This window comes from Streptomyces sp. KM273126, from assembly GCF_004337435.2.
GTDB classification, from domain to species: Bacteria; Actinomycetota; Actinomycetes; order Streptomycetales; family Streptomycetaceae; genus Streptomyces; species Streptomyces acidicola.
Map to the genome: position 1 here is coordinate 27,767 of NZ_SJXB02000002.1, position 15,373 is coordinate 43,139.

General features: G+C 70.5%; 13 protein-coding genes. 5 read left to right on the forward strand and 8 right to left on the reverse strand.

Annotated features, from left to right (window positions below):
* Window positions 1–87: 87 nt before the first annotated feature.
* Entirely contained in the window at window positions 88–894 is an 807-nt protein-coding gene (locus E0500_RS30705) for an EI24 domain-containing protein (RefSeq protein WP_131563380.1), read from the forward strand.
* Here the strand turns inward: E0500_RS30705 and E0500_RS30710 are convergent.
* Together E0500_RS30710 and E0500_RS30715 are read right to left on the reverse strand one after the other, a co-directional pair.
* The gene (locus E0500_RS30710; RefSeq protein ID WP_131563379.1) at window positions 870–2,153 is read right to left on the reverse strand and encodes a pyroglutamyl peptidase; all 1,284 of its coding nucleotides are present in this window, start codon (window positions 2,151–2,153) and stop codon (window positions 870–872) included. The two genes, E0500_RS30705 and E0500_RS30710, sit on opposite strands and share 25 nt — an antisense overlap.
* Before the next feature lie 160 nt (window positions 2,154–2,313).
* Window positions 2,314–2,898 carry a TetR/AcrR family transcriptional regulator gene (locus E0500_RS30715; RefSeq protein WP_131563378.1) on the reverse strand — a complete coding sequence of 195 codons (585 nt, stop codon included), beginning with the start codon at window positions 2,896–2,898 and terminating at the stop codon, window positions 2,314–2,316.
* A gap of 163 nt (window positions 2,899–3,061) precedes the next feature.
* Here E0500_RS30715 and E0500_RS30720 point away from each other — a divergent pair, with 163 nt between their 5' ends.
* Window positions 3,062–5,509, forward strand: coding sequence for a glycoside hydrolase family 3 protein (locus E0500_RS30720; RefSeq protein WP_131563385.1), 2,448 nt, complete (start codon window positions 3,062–3,064; stop codon window positions 5,507–5,509).
* Window positions 5,510–5,529: 20 nt separating this feature from the next.
* On the opposite strand, the gene E0500_RS30725 is transcribed toward E0500_RS30720, so the two are convergent.
* Complete coding sequence (locus E0500_RS30725) at window positions 5,530–6,426, reverse strand: SGNH/GDSL hydrolase family protein (RefSeq protein WP_131563377.1); 897 nt, start codon at window positions 6,424–6,426, stop codon at window positions 5,530–5,532.
* A gap of 417 nt (window positions 6,427–6,843) precedes the next feature.
* Between E0500_RS30725 and E0500_RS30730 the strand changes: the two genes are divergently transcribed.
* Window positions 6,844–7,338 carry a DUF3145 domain-containing protein gene (locus E0500_RS30730; protein ID WP_131563376.1) on the forward strand — a complete coding sequence of 165 codons (495 nt, stop codon included), beginning with the start codon at window positions 6,844–6,846 and terminating at the stop codon, window positions 7,336–7,338.
* Window positions 7,339–7,424: 86 nt separating this feature from the next.
* On the opposite strand, the gene E0500_RS30735 is transcribed toward E0500_RS30730, so the two are convergent.
* The 5 genes from E0500_RS30735 to E0500_RS30755 all read right to left on the reverse strand — a co-directional run bounded on the left by E0500_RS30735 (window position 7,425) and on the right by E0500_RS30755 (window position 12,507).
* The gene (locus tag E0500_RS30735) at window positions 7,425–8,699 is read right to left on the reverse strand and encodes a beta-ketoacyl synthase (protein ID WP_131563375.1); all 1,275 of its coding nucleotides are present in this window, start codon (window positions 8,697–8,699) and stop codon (window positions 7,425–7,427) included.
* A 116-nt stretch (window positions 8,700–8,815) separates the two neighbouring features.
* The gene (locus E0500_RS30740) at window positions 8,816–9,064 is read right to left on the reverse strand and encodes an acyl carrier protein (RefSeq protein ID WP_045557916.1); all 249 of its coding nucleotides are present in this window, start codon (window positions 9,062–9,064) and stop codon (window positions 8,816–8,818) included.
* Between the two features lie 101 nt (window positions 9,065–9,165).
* Window positions 9,166–10,233 carry a ketoacyl-ACP synthase III gene (locus E0500_RS30745; protein WP_131563374.1) on the reverse strand — a complete coding sequence of 356 codons (1,068 nt, stop codon included), beginning with the start codon at window positions 10,231–10,233 and terminating at the stop codon, window positions 9,166–9,168.
* A gap of 19 nt (window positions 10,234–10,252) precedes the next feature.
* Window positions 10,253–11,215, reverse strand: a complete 963-nt coding sequence (locus E0500_RS30750) for an ACP S-malonyltransferase (RefSeq protein ID WP_131563373.1) — start codon at window positions 11,213–11,215, stop codon at window positions 10,253–10,255.
* 89 nt (window positions 11,216–11,304) lie between these two features.
* A complete protein-coding gene (locus E0500_RS30755; protein WP_131563372.1) occupies window positions 11,305–12,507 on the reverse strand; it encodes a CdaR family transcriptional regulator in 1,203 nt (400 codons plus the stop codon).
* Between the two features lie 198 nt (window positions 12,508–12,705).
* Between E0500_RS30755 and E0500_RS30760 the strand changes: the two genes are divergently transcribed.
* Window positions 12,706–14,028, forward strand: coding sequence for an RNA-guided endonuclease TnpB family protein (locus E0500_RS30760; RefSeq protein WP_131563384.1), 1,323 nt, complete (start codon window positions 12,706–12,708; stop codon window positions 14,026–14,028).
* Window positions 14,006–14,662 carry a pirin family protein gene (locus tag E0500_RS30765; RefSeq protein ID WP_131563383.1) on the forward strand — a complete coding sequence of 219 codons (657 nt, stop codon included), beginning with the start codon at window positions 14,006–14,008 and terminating at the stop codon, window positions 14,660–14,662. The genes E0500_RS30760 and E0500_RS30765 overlap by 23 nt, the downstream gene beginning before the upstream one ends.
* The last annotated feature ends 711 nt before the right edge of the window (window positions 14,663–15,373 follow it).

A 15,373-nucleotide genomic window follows, 5' to 3' on the forward strand; every position in this document is an offset into this window, starting at 1 on the left:
AACCCTCGCACAGCCTTCGCGTTCACCGGTGTGGCGAGGGCGACTCCCGGCACGCCACCGGCGGTACCGCGCCGATAGAGTTGCCTCATGCGCGATCTCGGGGTTGGTTTCACGTACTTGGTGCAGGGTCAGCGATGGGTGGCCCGGCACGGCAGACAGTACGGGTTCGGGCTGCTGCCCGGGCTGATCACGCTCGTGCTGTACGCGGCGGCGATCATCGCCCTGGCTCTGTGGGGCGCCGACTTCGTCGCCTGGTCGACCCCCTTCGCCGACGACTGGTCCAGCCCCTGGCAGGGCCTCTTCCGCGGCTTCCTGACCGCCGTCCTGTTCGGCCTCGGCCTTCTCCTCGCGGTGGTCACCTTCACCGCCATGACCCTCGTCATCGGCCAGCCGTTCTACGAGAGCCTCTCGGAGAAGGTCGACCGCGACGTCTCCCCGGACGGCACGGCACCCGAGTCCGGCCTGTCCCTCGCCCGGGACCTGTGGATCTCGGCCAGGGACAGCCTCCGTATCGTCGTACGGGCCGCCATCTGGGGCATCATCCTCTTCGCGCTCGGCTTCATCCCCGTCGCCGGACAGACCGTCGTCCCGGTGATCGGCTTCTTCGTCACCGGCTTCTTCCTCACCGAGGAGCTCACCGCCGTCGCCCTCCAGCGCCGCCGCGTCGAACTCCGCGAGCGCCTCGCCCTGCTCCGTGGCCGCAAGACGCTGGTGTGGGGCTTCGGCACCCCCCTGGGCATCGCCTTCCTGGTCCCGGTCGTCGCCGTCTTCCTGATGCCCGGCGCGGTCGCGGGCGCCACCCTCATGGCCCGCGACCTGATGGGCGAGGAGACACGGGACGGCGACCGCGACCGGGAGGACGCGGGAGATCAGGAAGCGGCGCCCGCGTCCTGACCTGGACCGGAGTCCTTCGCCTCCACCGCCACCGTCACGATCGCCCGCACCTGCGCGATGATGTCCAGCCGGTTCCGTACGAACTCGGGATCGGTCACCGCCCCCGTCGCCGGGTCCGTGTTGCCCGCCCCGAACTGCAGCACCGGCGTGTGCACATGCCCGGCGGGCAGCCTGTCGTGTAGCCCCAGCCGGTCGCGCAGCAGCGTCGCGCGGTAGGCGATCTCGTTGGAGAGGTAGTCGCCGCCGCCTCCGGCACGGGCCGTGGAGCCGGGCGTCGGTCCGCCAGGCCGGACGACCGGGGCCGTCCCGCCCGCCGGGATCTCGGTCACGCTCGTGTTGTCGTACACCGGGAAACGCCCCGTGCTCGCGGCCACGATCCGCGCGTACGGCAGGGTCGTCGACGTCCACTGCGGTTGGGAGGCCGGGTCGGTGACCGGGACGGTCTCCGTCCGCGAGAGGTTCTCGTTGTCGGCGAAGCCGCCGCGCCAGGCCCCGTTGGTCCGCTCGATGTCGATGCGGCCGACCCGGCCCTGGCTCACCGTCGTCACCAGGTCCACCTTCGGCAGATGCGGGCGCAGCGCCCGTTCCACCGTGCCCCCAGCGAAGTCCTGCCAGCGGACCGGGAAGACGGCGGTCTCGACGCGCGCCGGGCCGTCCGCGGTCTCGATCACCGTGCCGTCGAGGGCGAGCGCGGTGGCGCCGGAGGGGTTCGAGATGCGGACGTCCCGGTCCAGCGTGAACGGGTCGAAGCCGGTCAGCAGGACGCGCTTCATGTCCTTGCCGTGCGGGTAACGGATGGAGTTCTGGCCGCGCGAGGTCTGCTCCAGCTCGTCCAGCAGCCGGGCCCGCTCCGCCGCGGTCAGCCCGAACTCCGGCTCCCAGCCCCGTACTTCACGCGTCATCCCCAACCGCGCCCAGTACAGCGGCCGGTCGTCGTCCCGGCTCAGATCACCGACCGCGGGGCCCCGCCCCTGCGCCCGGTCAACGGCACGCCGCCACAGCTGTGACCCCTCACGTGCCACGATCCGCTCGGCCTGCGCGTAGGAGCGCGCCCCGGCGAGGGCCCGCGCGAACTCCGGTGCCACCGAGTCGAATCCGGAGCGCCGCAGGATCTCCTGGGGGGCGGCTCTGTCGAGCCGTTGCTCCTCGACGGTCGGGGGCGCCGCCGAGGTCTCGGTGGCCGAGGCGGTCGCTGGTGCGGCCAGGCCCGCCAGGAGAGCGAAGCCGAGTATGCCGATCCGAACATTCAGGGAGGTCAAGGGAGTTCGGTTCCTTCCGTCGCCGTGGGTCTGCCGGACGGCGGCAGTATGCCCGTGACGGAGGGGGCGCACGCACTGTCGTGTGACTCAGGTGCCGCCCGGGGTCCTCGGCCCGTCCCCCTCGGCCCGTCCCCTCGGCCCGTTCCCGCGGCCCGTGCCCTCAGCTCGCGTCGGCCTCGCCCAGCAGTGCGAGGAAGTCCCGGAACGCCCCCGGCATGTCCACCGACTCCGGGTCCAGCAGCCACTGGTACTGCAACCCGTCCATCGCGGCCACCAGCAGGGGGGCGGCCCGCTCCGGTGTGAGGCCGCTCGGCAGCCTTTCCCCGTACGCGGCCCGCAACGCCTCCGCCATGGTGGCCCGCACCCTGACATACCGCTCGGTGAAGAACTCCCGCGTCGGATGGCCCTCGGTCACGCTCTCGCCGAGCAGCGCGGAGAAGGTCTGCACGATGCCGGGCCGCATCGCGTTGTACTCGACGAGCGAGCCCAGCAGATCGAGCCGCCACTGGCTGTCGGGCACGGCGTCCCACTGGTCGCGCTCCTTGAGTACGGCGACGAGGAGCGCGTCCTTGGTGGGGAAGTAGTGCAGCAGGCCCTGCTGGGTGAGCCCGACCCGCTCGGCGATGGCGGCCATGCTCGCGCCCCGGTAGCCGCGCTCGGCGATCACCTCAAGCGCGGCCCGTACGATCTCGGCGCGCCGCTCCTCCGTTCTGGCCCTGCTGCTCATGGCGTCACCGTACGGCACCCGCGGGAAGCCGCACCCTCCTTCAAATAACGACAAGATAACGAGACCTACCGGTCTACAGGTGGCGGGTGCAGGATGAGGAAAGGAGCAGGACAGACCTCGCACCGACTTCACCAGACTTCACCGGACTTCACCGCTTCAACGAGGAGGCGCCGCGATGGCGATGGCGAGCACCGACCCCACCCCGGCCGACGCGGCCCGCGAGGCAGCCGTCGAGGCGGCCCTCGCGAAACTCGACCTCGACGCCAAGGCACGGCTGCTCGCCGGACAGGACATGTGGTCGCTGCCCGCGCTCCCCGAGATCGGTCTGCCGTCCCTGGTCGTGTCCGACGGCCCGATCGGCGTCCGGGGCGTGCGCTGGACCGCCGACGACCCGTCCGTCGCACTGCCCTCCCCGACCGCGCTCGCCGCCGCCTGGGACCCCGAACTCGCCCACAGGGCAGGGGTGCTGCTCGCCCAGGAGGCCCGCCGCAAGAGCGTTCACGTCGTCCTCGCGCCCACGGTCAACCTGCACCGCTCCCCGCTGGGCGGCCGCCACTTCGAGGCGTACAGCGAGGACCCGTACCTGACGGGGCGGATCGGCGCCGGCTTCGTGCGCGGTGTGCAGTCCGGCGGCATCGGCACCACCGTCAAGCACTTCGTCGCCAACGACGCCGAGACCGACCGCTTCACCGCGAACAACCTGGTCTCCGCACGCGCCCTGCGCGAGCTCTACCTGGCCCCCTTCGAGGCCATCGTCGAGAACGCCCACCCCTGGGGCATCATGCTCGCCTACAACTCGGTCAACGGCACGACGATGACCGAGCACCGCTACCTCGTGAACGAGGTCCTGCGCGGCGAGTGGGGCTTCGACGGCTTCACCGTCTCCGACTGGATGGCCGCCCGCTCCACCACGGACGCCATCCAGGGCGGCCTCGACGTCGCCATGCCCGGCCCCGTCACCATCTACGGTGAGGCCCTGGCCCGAGCCGTACGCGACGGCGAGGCGACGGAGGCCGACGTCGACGAGGCGGTGCGGCGGGTCCTCCGCCTCGCCGCCCGCGTCGGCATCCTGGAGGGCGCCGAGCCCGTGGTGACGGACCTTCCCGCCACCGTCGACGGCGAGGCCCTGGCCCGTGAGATCGCCCGCCGCTCCTTCGTCCTGGTACGCAACGAACGCGGGGCCCTACCCCTGAAGCCGGGCGGCTCCGTCGCCCTCATCGGCGCCGCCGCCCGCGACGCCCGTGTCCTCGGCGGCGGCTCCGCCCTCGTCTTCCCCGCCCGGATCGTCTCCCCGCTCGACGGCCTCACCGCCGCCCTCCCCGAAGGCACCCTCACCTACGCCGTCGGCGCCGACCCGAACGAGGAACTCGCCGCGGCCGACAGGGGATTCCACCTCCGGGCGGTCTGCCGCGACGCCGACGGCACGGTCATCGGCACGGGCTCGGCCCCGGGCGGCCAGATCCAGTGGATGGGTTCGGACCTCCCCGACGGCGTCACCCACGACCGCCTGCACACCGTCGAGCTGACCGGCGCGTTCACCCCGCGCGAGAGCGGGCAGCACACCTTCGGCATCAAGGGACTGGGCGCCTTCACACTCACCATCGACGGCACCACGCACTACGACGACGTCCAGCGTCCCGAGAAGGACGACCCCTTCGCGGCGTTCTTCGCCGCCCCCGTACCCCGCGCCCACGCAGAACTGACCGCGGGCGAGACGATCGAGGTCTCCCTGACCCAGGTCGTCCAGTTCCCCGAGGACGCCCCTCTGAAGGTCGTCGGCTTCTCGCTCTGCCACCAGGAGCCGCAGCGCGACCCCGACGAGCTGATCGCAGGGGCCGTCGAGGCGGCCCGCGCCGCCGACACCGCCGTGGTCGTCGTCGCCACCACCGACCGCGTCGAGTCCGAGGGCTTCGACCGCAAGGACCTCGGACTCCCCGGCCGCCAGGACGACCTGGTCCGCGCGGTCGCCGCCGCCAACCCGAACACGGTCGTGGTGGTCAACTCCGGCTCCCCGGTGGAGCTCCCCTGGCGCGACGACGTGGCCGCCGTCCTCCTCACCTGGTTCCCCGGCCAGGAGGGCGGAGCCGCCCTCGCCGACGTCCTCACGGGCACCCACGAACCGGGGGGACGCCTGCCCACCACCTGGGGCTCGCTCCCGGACGTCCCGGTCACCCAGGTCGTCCCCACGAATGGCGAACTCCCTTACAGCGAGGACGTGTTCATCGGCTACCGCGCCTGGGAGAAGGAGGGCAGGACCCCGTCCTACCCCTTCGGCCACGGCCTCGGCTACACCGACTGGACGTACGACGCCATCGAGACCACCGGCACGACGGCGACGATCCGCGTCCGCAACACCGGCACCCGCCCCGGCCGCGAGACCGTCCAGCTCTACCTCGCCCCGGTCGGAGGCGAGACCGCCCCCGACCGCCCGGCCCGCTGGCTGGCGGGTTTCGCGACGGTCGAGGCGGCCCCGGGCGAGGCCGTCGAGGCGGTCGTCGAACTACCCCGCCGGGCCTTCGAGATCTGGGACGAGAGCACCAACTCATGGACCCATGTCGCGGGTTCGTACGAGATCCAGGCCGGCCGGTCGATCGCAGATCCGCGCGTCACGGCGACCGTCACCGTGTGAAACCGTGTGAAGGGGGACGGTCAGGAGGGGTCCTCACGGGCCGTCACATTGCGGTACGCCATTTCCGCGAGCCTCGCCTGACCGTTCCTGCTCGGGTGGAACCAGTCCCACTTGCTCAACTGCGTGGTCCCGAAGCGGTACTCGAAGACGGCGCCCCCGTCGAAGCGGCAGTACCGGTCCTTAGCGCACACGTCCTTCAGCACCTTGTTGTACGCCTCCACGCGGTCCTGCACCGTGTCGCGCCGCTGTGTCGCCGCCGCGTCCAGGGCGTCCGGGTCGCCCAGCATCGACGGGCAGATGCCCAGCTTCCACACCTGCTTGCCGAGCGGGTTGGTACGGCCCTGGGACCACAGCCGCTTCAGGTCGGGCACGCTCGTCACATACACCTGGACCTTGGCCGAGGTCTTACGGAGCACCCTCATGGCGTCCTCGAAGGAGGTGCGGAAGCCGTCGACGGACGTCATGGCGTCGGGGGTCGGACGGCACGCGTCGTTCGCCCCGGCCATCACCGTCACCAACTCCGGCCGCTTCGCCGCCGCCTCGGTCATCTGGTCCGCCAGATCGGCCATCCGGGCCCCGGACACGGCGTAGTTCCAACTGCGCTCGGCGGCTCCGGCCGCACCCAGAAGCCGTACGGCGAGGCTCTTGACCTTGCTGTCCGTGCCGGTCGCCCACGAGACCTCCGGGCAGTCGGACAGCACCGAGCACGCGTCGAAACCGCGGGTGATGGAGTCCCCGACGGCAGCGATCGAACGCGGCGTGCGGTCCCAGCTGGGCGTCGGGGAGGGCTGCGCCTTCGCCTTGGTGCCCGAGGGGCCGGGCCCGTCGCCACCGCCGGCGTCACAGGCGGTCACTCCCAGCAGGGTCGCCGCCACGACGGAGAGAACCGCCCGTGATCGGTGGCGTCGGTGCCGCATGCGTCGGTCCCCTCGTCGGTCGTGCGATGGCCCCCTCCCATAACAACGTGCGAAGGTTCCCATGTGCGGCACCTGCAACTGTGGGGCCCGTTACACGCGTCCCCTTGAGTGACCGGGTGGCTGTGTTGTCCCGGGGGCAACCCCCGGACCCCCGGCCGAGGGGCACCTGATCGGATGCCGAATGCGCGTCTCCACGGGTGGCTGTGTTGTCCCGGGGGCAACCCCCGGACCCCCGGCCGAGGGCCACCTGATCGGAGGTCGAAAGCGCGTCTCCACGGGTGAAACCTCGCCTTTTCCCGGTGTTGGCTCCGACGGTACGTCACACTCCCTGCCCCGCCGCACGATAGCCTCGCCCCGTGGCTGCCCCGCCGCTCCCGTTCCGTTAAGTTACAGATGTCCTGCTCTGTGGAGGCCCCGGTGACGACACGTGGAGTTCTGTACGTGCACTCCGCGCCGCGCGCGCTGTGCCCGCACGTCGAGTGGGCCGTCGCGAGCGTCCTCGGTACGCGCGTGAACCTCGACTGGATCAGACAGCCGGCATCACCTGGCACCTGGAGATCCGAGTTCTCCTGGCAGGGTCAGGTCGGCACCGCGTCCAAGCTCGCCTCCGCACTGCGCGGCTGGGACCTGCTGCGCTTCGAGGTCACCGCCGAACCGTGCCCGACCGCCGAGGGCGAGCGCTACAGCTGCACGCCCGACCTGGGCATCTTCCACGCGGTCACCGGCATCCACGGCGACATCCTGATCCCCGAGGACCGGCTGCGCGCCGCCCTGGCCCGCTCCCAGCACGGCGAGACCGACCTGGAGGCCGAACTCGCCAAGCTCCTCGGCAAGCCCTGGGACGACGAACTGGAGCCGTTCCGGTACGCGGGCGAGGGCGCCCCGGTCCGCTGGCTCCACCAGGTGGTCTGACCGAATCCCGGACGAGCCTTCCGCTCGGCACGCACGAAGGGCGCCCACCGGCCGGTGGGCGCCCTTCGTACACGTACAGGCGTTGCTCAGATCGTGCGGAAGGCCAGCACCACGTTGTGCCCGCCGAACCCGAACGAGTCGTTCAGCGCCGCGATCCGCCCCTCGACGGGCAGCTTCCGGGCCTCCCCGCGCACGATGTCCGCGTTGGCCTCGGCCTCGGGGTCGAGGTTCTCCAGGTTGATCGTCGGCGGAGCCACCCGGTGGTACAGCGCGAGGACCGTGGCCACGGACTCCACGCCACCCGCGCCGCCCAGCAGATGCCCGGTCATGGACTTCGTGGCGGAGACCGCGAAGTGGTCCGTGTCGTCGCCGAAGACCTTGCGCAGGGCCTTCAGTTCGGCCACGTCGCCGGCCGGGGTCGAGGTCGCGTGCGCGTTGACGTGCACGATCTCGGCCGGGTCCAGGTCGTTGTTGTCGAGCAGGTTCTGCAGGGCGTGGGCGATGCCGCGCCCCTCCGGCTCGGGCTGCACGATGTCGTGACTGTCCGCGGAGATGCCCTGGCCGACCGCCTCGGCGTACGCCCGCGCACCGCGCCTGGCGGCGTGCTCGGCGGACTCCAGGACGATCACGCCGGCGCCCTCACCGAGGAGGAAGCCGTCGCGGGCGACGTCGTAGGGACGCGAGGCGCCCTGCGGGTCGTCGTTGTTCTTGGACATCGCCATCATGTTGCCGAACGCGGCGATCGGCAGCGGGTGGATGGCCGCCTCGGTACCGCCGGCGACGACGATGTCGGCGCGGCCGGAGCGAATCATCTCAATGGCGTAGCCGATGGCCTCGGCGCCCGACGCGCAGGCCGAGACAGGGGTGTGCACACCGGCGCGGGCGCCGACCAGCAGACCCACGTTGGCGGACGGGCTGTTCGGCATCAGCATCGGCACGGTGTGCGGGGAGACACGGCGGACGCCCTTGTCCTTCAGCACGTCGTACTGGTCGAGCAGGGTCGTGACGCCGCCGATGCCGGAGGCGATGACCGTGCCCAGCCGGTCGGGGTCGACGTCCGAGCCCTCGGCGCCGGCCTTCTCGGTGAAACCGGCGTCCGCCCATGCCTCCTGGGCCGCGATCAGCGCGAACTGCGCCGAGCGGTCCAGACGGCGGGCCTGCGGCCGGGGAATGACCTCGGTCGGTTCCACGGCGATCTGCGCGGCGATGCGGACCGCCTGGTCGGCGGCCCACTCCTGCTCCAGCGGGCCGGCGCCGGAACGTCCGGCGATCAGGCCCTCCCAGGTAGAGGCCGCGTCGCCACCCAGCGGTGTGGTTGCGCCGATACCGGTGACGACCACGGTGCGATTGGTCGAGCTCACGGGAATTCTTTCTCCAACGGATACGAGGATTCAGCGGCGCCACCGCCGGGTGGCGGGGCAGTCAGCCCACGGACCTGCCATCAGGAACGGGGCGGCCGGCCCGGGTGATCGGTCGATCAGCCCTGGTGCTTGAGGATGTAGTCGGTCGCGTCGCCGACGGTCTTGAGGTTCTTGACGTCGTCGTCGGGGATCTTGACGTCGAAGCGCTCTTCGGCGGCGACGACGACCTCGACCATGGACAGCGAGTCGACGTCCAGGTCGTCGGTGAAGGACTTGTCCAGCTGGACGTCCTCAACCGGGATGCCGGCGATCTCGTTCACGATGTCGGCGAGACCGGCGACGATCTCTTCCTGAGTGGCGGCCATGTCAGGCGCTCCTTCGTTGGTATCCAGAGGGTGTGGCCCCCGCCGCGTGAGCGGCAGGTTGGTGCATTCCCGCACCGGAAGCATGATCCGGCACGGAGTGCCTAGGGGAGGGTAACGACCGTCGCGGCGTACACGAGACCCGCCCCGAAGCCGATGACGAGCGCGGTGTCGCCGCTCTTCGCCTCGCCGGTCGCCAGGAGCCGCTCCATCGCGAGCGGGATCGAGGCGGCCGAGGTGTTGCCGGTGGTGCGGATGTCACGGGCGACCGTGACATGCTCCGGCAGTTTGAGGGTCTTCACCATCGAGTCGATGATCCGCACATTGGCCTGGTGCGGGATGAAGACATCCAGTTCGTCCGGGGTGATCCCGGCCGCGTCCAGCGCCTGCTGGGCGACCTTCGCCATCTCGAACACGGCCCAGCGGAACACCGCCTGGCCCTCCTGCGTGATCGCGGGGAACTTGACGTTGCCCTTGCTGTCCAGCGGGAGCTTGGAGACGTCGCCGGTGGGGGTCCCCCCGCTCGAGCGAAGCCGAGAGTGGGGGATGAACTCGTTCCATGGCACCGTCTGCTTGATCGTGTCGGACTTGTCGCCCTCGGAGCCCCACACGGTCGGGCCGATGTGCGGTTCCTCGGAGGGGCCGACGATCACGGCGCCCGCGCCGTCACCGAACAGGAAGGCCGTGGCTCGGTCCTCCAGGTCGGTCAGGTCGGACAGCCGCTCGACACCGATGACGAGTACGTACTCCGCCGAGCCATCGACGACCATGCCCTTGGCGAGCGTGAGCGCGTACCCGAAGCCCGCGCAGCCCGCCGAGACGTCGAAGGCCGCGGCCTTGTTCGTGCCCAGCTTGTCGGCGATCTCCGTGGCGACGGCCGGGGTCTGGCTGAAGTGCGAGACGGTCGAGACGACCACGGCGCCGATCTGCTCGGCCCTGATCCCCGCGTCGGCGATGGCCTTGCCGGACGCCTCGACCGACATCGCGGCGACGGTCTCCTCGTCGCTCGCCCAGTGCCGGGTCTCGATGCCGGAACGTGAACGGATCCATTCGTCGGACGAGTCGATCGTCTCCAGGATCACCTCGTTGGGCACCACCCGGACCGGACGGTAGCCGCCGACACCGAGGATGCGTGCGTAGGGTGCGCCCTTGCGTGTCTTGATCTTCGACATTGCTCTGGGGGCTCCTTGCTCAGGCACCCGCCGCGGCAGCGGCAGATGTCGACGCCTCCGCGATGAGCTCGCGAGCAGCGTCGAGGTCGTCTGGGGTCTTCAGCGCCAGCGTCCGCACGCCGGGCAGCCCACGCTTGGCGAGACCGGTGAGCGTGCCGCCGGGGCACACCTCGACGAGCGCGGTCACGCCCAGCTCCTTGAACGTCTCCATGCACAGGTCCCAGCGCACCGGGTTGGCGACCTGGCCGACCAGACGGGACAGTACCTCGGCGCCGGTGGCGACGGTCTGCCCGTCCTTGTTCGACACGTAGGCGACCTTGGGCTCGGCCGGCGTCAGGGCCTCGGCGGCCTCGGCGAGCGCGTCGACCGCGGGCGCCATGTGATGCGTGTGGAAGGCCCCCGCGACCTTGAGGGGAACGACCCGGCGCACACCCTCCGGCTTGTCCGCCTCCAGCGCGGCGAGCTGCTCCAGGGTGCCGGCGGCCACGATCTGTCCCGCGCCGTTCACATTCGCCGGGGTCAGGCCCAGCTTCTCCAGGTGCGGGACCGTGGTCTCGGGGTCGCCGCCGAGCAGCGCCGACATGCCGGTCTCGGTGATCGCGGCGGCCTCGGCCATGGCCAGACCCCGCTTGCGTACGAGGGTCAGGGCAGCGGTGTCGTCGAGGACGCCCGCGAACGCGGCCGCGGTGATCTCGCCGACGCTGTGGCCGGCGACCGCGTCGGGCGTGCCCGCCGCGGCAGCGGCAGATGATGCCGTACCCAGTGCCGCGGCGGACAGGATGCCGGCCGCGACCAGCAGCGGCTGGGCCACGGCGGTGTCACGGATGGCATCCGCATCGGCCTGCGTGCCGTAGTGGGCGAGGTCCAGCCCGATGGCGTCCGACCACATGCCGATTCGGTCGGCGGCGCCGGGCAGTTCGAGCCAGGGGGTCAGGAAGCCGGGCGTCTGGGCGCCCTGGCCGGGAGCGACGAGTACGAGCACTCTCACACTCTCTCTTGGGGACGGCCGGGGCCGCCCGTGGGGACAGGGACGAAGAACACGAGAGCGTTTTGTGGGCCCTCGACAAAACCCTAGGCCGGGGGGTCCCCGTCGACCAGGCGCCCCAGGATCAGTGCGATGCGTAGGGTGAACGCGGAGCGTACATCAGACGGTGACCATCCGGTGACGTCAGTCACACGTCGAAGCCGGTAGCGCACGGTATTGGGGTGAACGAAAAGCATCCGTGCGGCCCCCTCCAGACTTGACGCCTGCTCCAGATACACACTGAGGGTCTCCAGGAGCGCCGAACCGGCCTCCTCCAGTGGTCTGTAGATCTCCTCCACCAACTGCTCGCGAGCGCTCGGATCCCCGGCGATCGCGCGCTCCGGAAGCAGATCGTCCGCCAGCACGGGCCGGGGCGCGTCCTGCCAGGCGGAACACGCCTTGAGCCCGGCCGCGGCGGCCTGCGCGGACCGGGTGGCGGCCAGCAGATCGGGCACGATCGGCCCGGCCACCACGGGTCCCGCGGCATACGGACCGATCAGCGACTTGGCCACCTGCAGCGGATCACTGCTGCCACCGGCGATGACGACCAGCCGGTCGCCCAGAACGCCCGTGAGCACCTGCAGCTTGGCGTGCCGGGCCGCGCGCCGGATCGCCTCGACGGTCAGCTCACTGTCACCGTCGGGGGCGGTCCCGAGGACCACGCACACGTTGTCCGGCGCGTTCCAGCCGAGCGCGGCGGCCCGCGACACGGCCCCTTCGTCGGCCTCGCCCGACAGCACGGCGTTCACGACGAGCGACTCCAGCCGGGCGTCCCACGCGCCGCGCGCCTCGGCGGCCTGGGCGTACACCTGGGCGGTGGCGAAGGCGATCTCGCGCGCGTAAACGAGGAGCGCCTCGCGCAACACGGACTCGTCACCGGGAGCAGCCACTTCATCAATGGCGCTCTCCATCACCTCGATGGTGGTCCGCACCATCTCGACGGTCTGCCGCAGGGTGATGGCCCGGGTCAGCTCGCGGGGCGCGGTCCCGAAGACATCGGTGGAGATGGCCTGCGGGGCATCCGGATGCCGGAACCACTCGGTGAAGGCGGCGATACCGGCCTGGGCGACCAGCCCGATCCACGACCGGTTCTCCGGGGGCATCGCCCGGTACCACGGCAGCGTCTCGTCCATGCGCGCGATGGCCTGGGCTGCGAGACTTCCGGACGACTTCTCCAGCCGCTTCAGCGTTCCGGCATGCGGGTGGATGCGAGGGGCGTCGTGGGGCGAGGAATTACTGGCATCGGGCACGGGACAAGACTGCCTTATCAGGACGCCGGGGTGAGGCGGTGGGTCGCTACCGGGGTGCATTCGCAGTGCACCGGCGTTCACGCCGGTGGTGAAGCGAAGCTGAACGCGGCGACGCGTCGCGTCGCCGAATCGTTCCAGCAGAGCTGGATTCGACTGATCCGTCCAGGATTGTCAGTGGCTGGTGTTAGCGTCCGGATCATGCAGCTTCGGTATGCCTTCCGCCTCGACCCGACACCGGGCCAGTGCAACGCGCTGGCCCGGGCGTTCGGGTGCGCGCGGGTGGTGTACAACGACGCGATCGCGGCGCGGGAGCGGGCGCGTGCGGCGGGTGAGACGTTTCCCACCGCAGCGGTGCTGTCGAAGACCCTGATCACCGAGGCGAAGAAGACCCGTGAGCGGCGCTGGCTGGGCGAGGTGTCGGCGGTGGTGCTGCAGCAGTCGCTGCGGGATGCCGAGAGCGCCTACCGCAACTTCTTCGCCGCACTGAAGGGAGCCCGGAAAGGGGCGCGGGTGGGAGCGCCCCGTTTGAAGTCCCGTAAGGACGATAGGCAGTCGGTCCGGTTCACCGCGAACGCCCGCTGGAAGATCACCAGGTCTGGGAAGCTGTTGCTGCCGAAGATCGGCGAGGTGAAGGTGCGCTGGTCGCGTACGTTGCCCACCACCCCCTCCAGCGTCACGGTGATTAAGGACGCGGCCGGACGGTACTTCGCCAGCTTCGTCATCGAAACCGACCGGGAGCAGGACCGGACCCGCTTCAGCGAGCAGGATTCCGACACTGCCGTGGGTATCGACCTGGGCCTGACCCACTTCGCAGTGCTCTCCGACGGCACGAAGATCGCCTCTCCGCGGTTCCTGCGCCGTGCGGAGAAGAAGCTGAAGAAGGCCCAGCGGGAGCTGTCCCGCAAGCAGAAAGGATCCAGGAACCGGGCCAAGGCCCGCCTGAAGGTCGCCCGTGCCTACGTCAAAGTTACTGACGCGCGCCGTGAGTTCCACCACCAGCTCTCCACCCAGCTGATCCGCGAGAACCAAGCGGTGGCGGTGGAGGATCTGGCGGTCTCGGGACTGGCGCGCACCAAGCTGGCCAAGAGTGTGCACGACGCGGGCTGGTCCCAGTTCCTGCGTATGCTGCAGTACAAGGCGCAACGGTACGGGCGGACCTTTGTCAGGATCGGCCGGTTCGAGCCCACCAGCCAGGTGTGCTCCACCTGCGGCTACCGCGAGGGCCCCAAACCCCTTGAAGTGCGGGAATGGACATGCCCTGCCTGCGGCACCCTCCACGACCGGGACCACAATGCCGCGAAGAACATCAAGGCCGCCGGACTGGCGGTTTCAGCCTGTGGAGCGCAGGTAAGACCGGAACGTGTTCCGGCACCGCGCGGTGAAGCAGGAAGCCAAGGAATCCGAACCGGAGCCCATGCCTCGCAGCGGCACAGCACCGGACCGGAAGGCCAGAATCCTTGGGCTTCAGCCCGAGGAGCAAGTCAACGTTGGGTACGTGATGGACATACGACGCGCTGGTGAGCGCTACAGCGGCGGGGACGCGGCAGCGGGGATCTCCTCGTCGCACGCCTTCTCCTTCGGCCCCCACTACGACCCCGACAACCTCCGCTTCGGCCCGTTGCTCGCCTGCAACGAGGAGTGGCTCGCGCCGGGTGCCGGTTTCGACGAGCATCCGCACAGCCACACGGAGATCGTGACGTGGGTGGTGGAGGGCGAGCTGACGCACCGTGACTCCGCCGGCCACGAGACGGTCGTACGACCCGGGGATGTGCAGCGCCTCAGCTCGGCGGGCGGGGTGCGGCATGTGGAGCGCAACGACGGGGACGTTCCGTTGACCTTCGTCCAGATGTGGCTGGCGCCGCTGGAGCCCGGCGGCGAGCCCGCGTACGAGATCGTCCGCGGCATCGCCGACTCCACACCGTACGCGGTGCCGGGGGCGGGCGCGATGCTGCACGTGCGGCGGTTGGCCGGGGGCGAGCGTACGGCGCTTCCGGACGCGGCGTTCGTGTACGTGCACGTGGTGCGGGGTGAGGTGCGACTCGACGGCGAGGAGCTGGCGGCCGGGGACGCCGCCCGGATCGCGGACGCGGAGGAGATGGACGCGTTGGCGGTCACGGCGGCGGAGTTGCTGATCTGGGAGATGGCCGCCGGGTGAGCGAGTGTGAGGGTGTACTCACCGGCTTCTCTTGGCGCCGTGGCTGAAGATCTCCGGTGGCGTCCAGACGAACGCCCGCTCGCCCTGCAGCCGCCACAGCAGTCCCCGAGCGCTTCGAGGCCGCGGTCGGCCAGCAGCATCCCGGGCCGCAGCGGCGCCGGCAGGCAGCGGGTCTGCGGGAAGCTCTGTGTATTGCTGTGGCCCGAAGACTGCGTCGATCAACGCACGGCTGCGGCACTCCACCAGCGACCGTTCTGACAGTCCCGCCGGTCTTCGTCCCTGCGTCGAGGCGGCCCACGACTCCCAGGTGGAGCATGAGTCAGTCGTGTCCGTGTGAAGGGGAAGCGGCATGGGGTGGCGTGAATGATTCCGGTGGTGCGCATCGTGGCACCTCAGGACATGCTCGTCGCGGACGTGCTTACTGCACGACATCAGCGTTTGCCCTACACGGATCGGCCAGGGAGACCACTGCGTACGAACCACGGTGAGAGGCCTTGCATGACTACGACTCTTGCCAGAGGCGGCAATGCCGTCTTGCCCGCGGCGGTGTGCCACGTCACCCTCGACCCCGTACCGCGGGCCACTCACTTCGACGCGAGCAACACCCCCCCACGCGGTCATCGAACGCGGAAATGCTCGGATCACCTTCGAGCCGCCGCCTCTCACGCATCGGGAGACGGTGGCGATCCTCATCGAGCTCTACCGACGCGC

Bases quoted from the DNA above. Each gene is read 5' to 3' on its own strand.
- E0500_RS30705 (WP_131563380.1), top strand. From the start codon at position 88: ATGCGCGATCTCGGGGTTGGTTTCACGTACTTGGTGCAGGGTCAGCGA.
- E0500_RS30720 (WP_131563385.1), top strand. From the start codon at position 3,062: ATGGCGAGCACCGACCCCACCCCGGCCGACGCGGCCCGCGAGGCAGCC.
- E0500_RS30725 (WP_131563377.1), bottom strand. From the start codon at position 6,426: ATGCGGCACCGACGCCACCGATCACGGGCGGTTCTCTCCGTCGTGGCG.
- E0500_RS30740 (WP_045557916.1), bottom strand. From the start codon at position 9,064: ATGGCCGCCACTCAGGAAGAGATCGTCGCCGGTCTCGCCGACATCGTG.
- E0500_RS30745 (WP_131563374.1), bottom strand. From the start codon at position 10,233: ATGTCGAAGATCAAGACACGCAAGGGCGCACCCTACGCACGCATCCTC.
- E0500_RS30760 (WP_131563384.1), top strand. From the start codon at position 12,706: ATGCAGCTTCGGTATGCCTTCCGCCTCGACCCGACACCGGGCCAGTGC.
- E0500_RS30765 (WP_131563383.1), top strand. From the start codon at position 14,006: ATGGACATACGACGCGCTGGTGAGCGCTACAGCGGCGGGGACGCGGCA.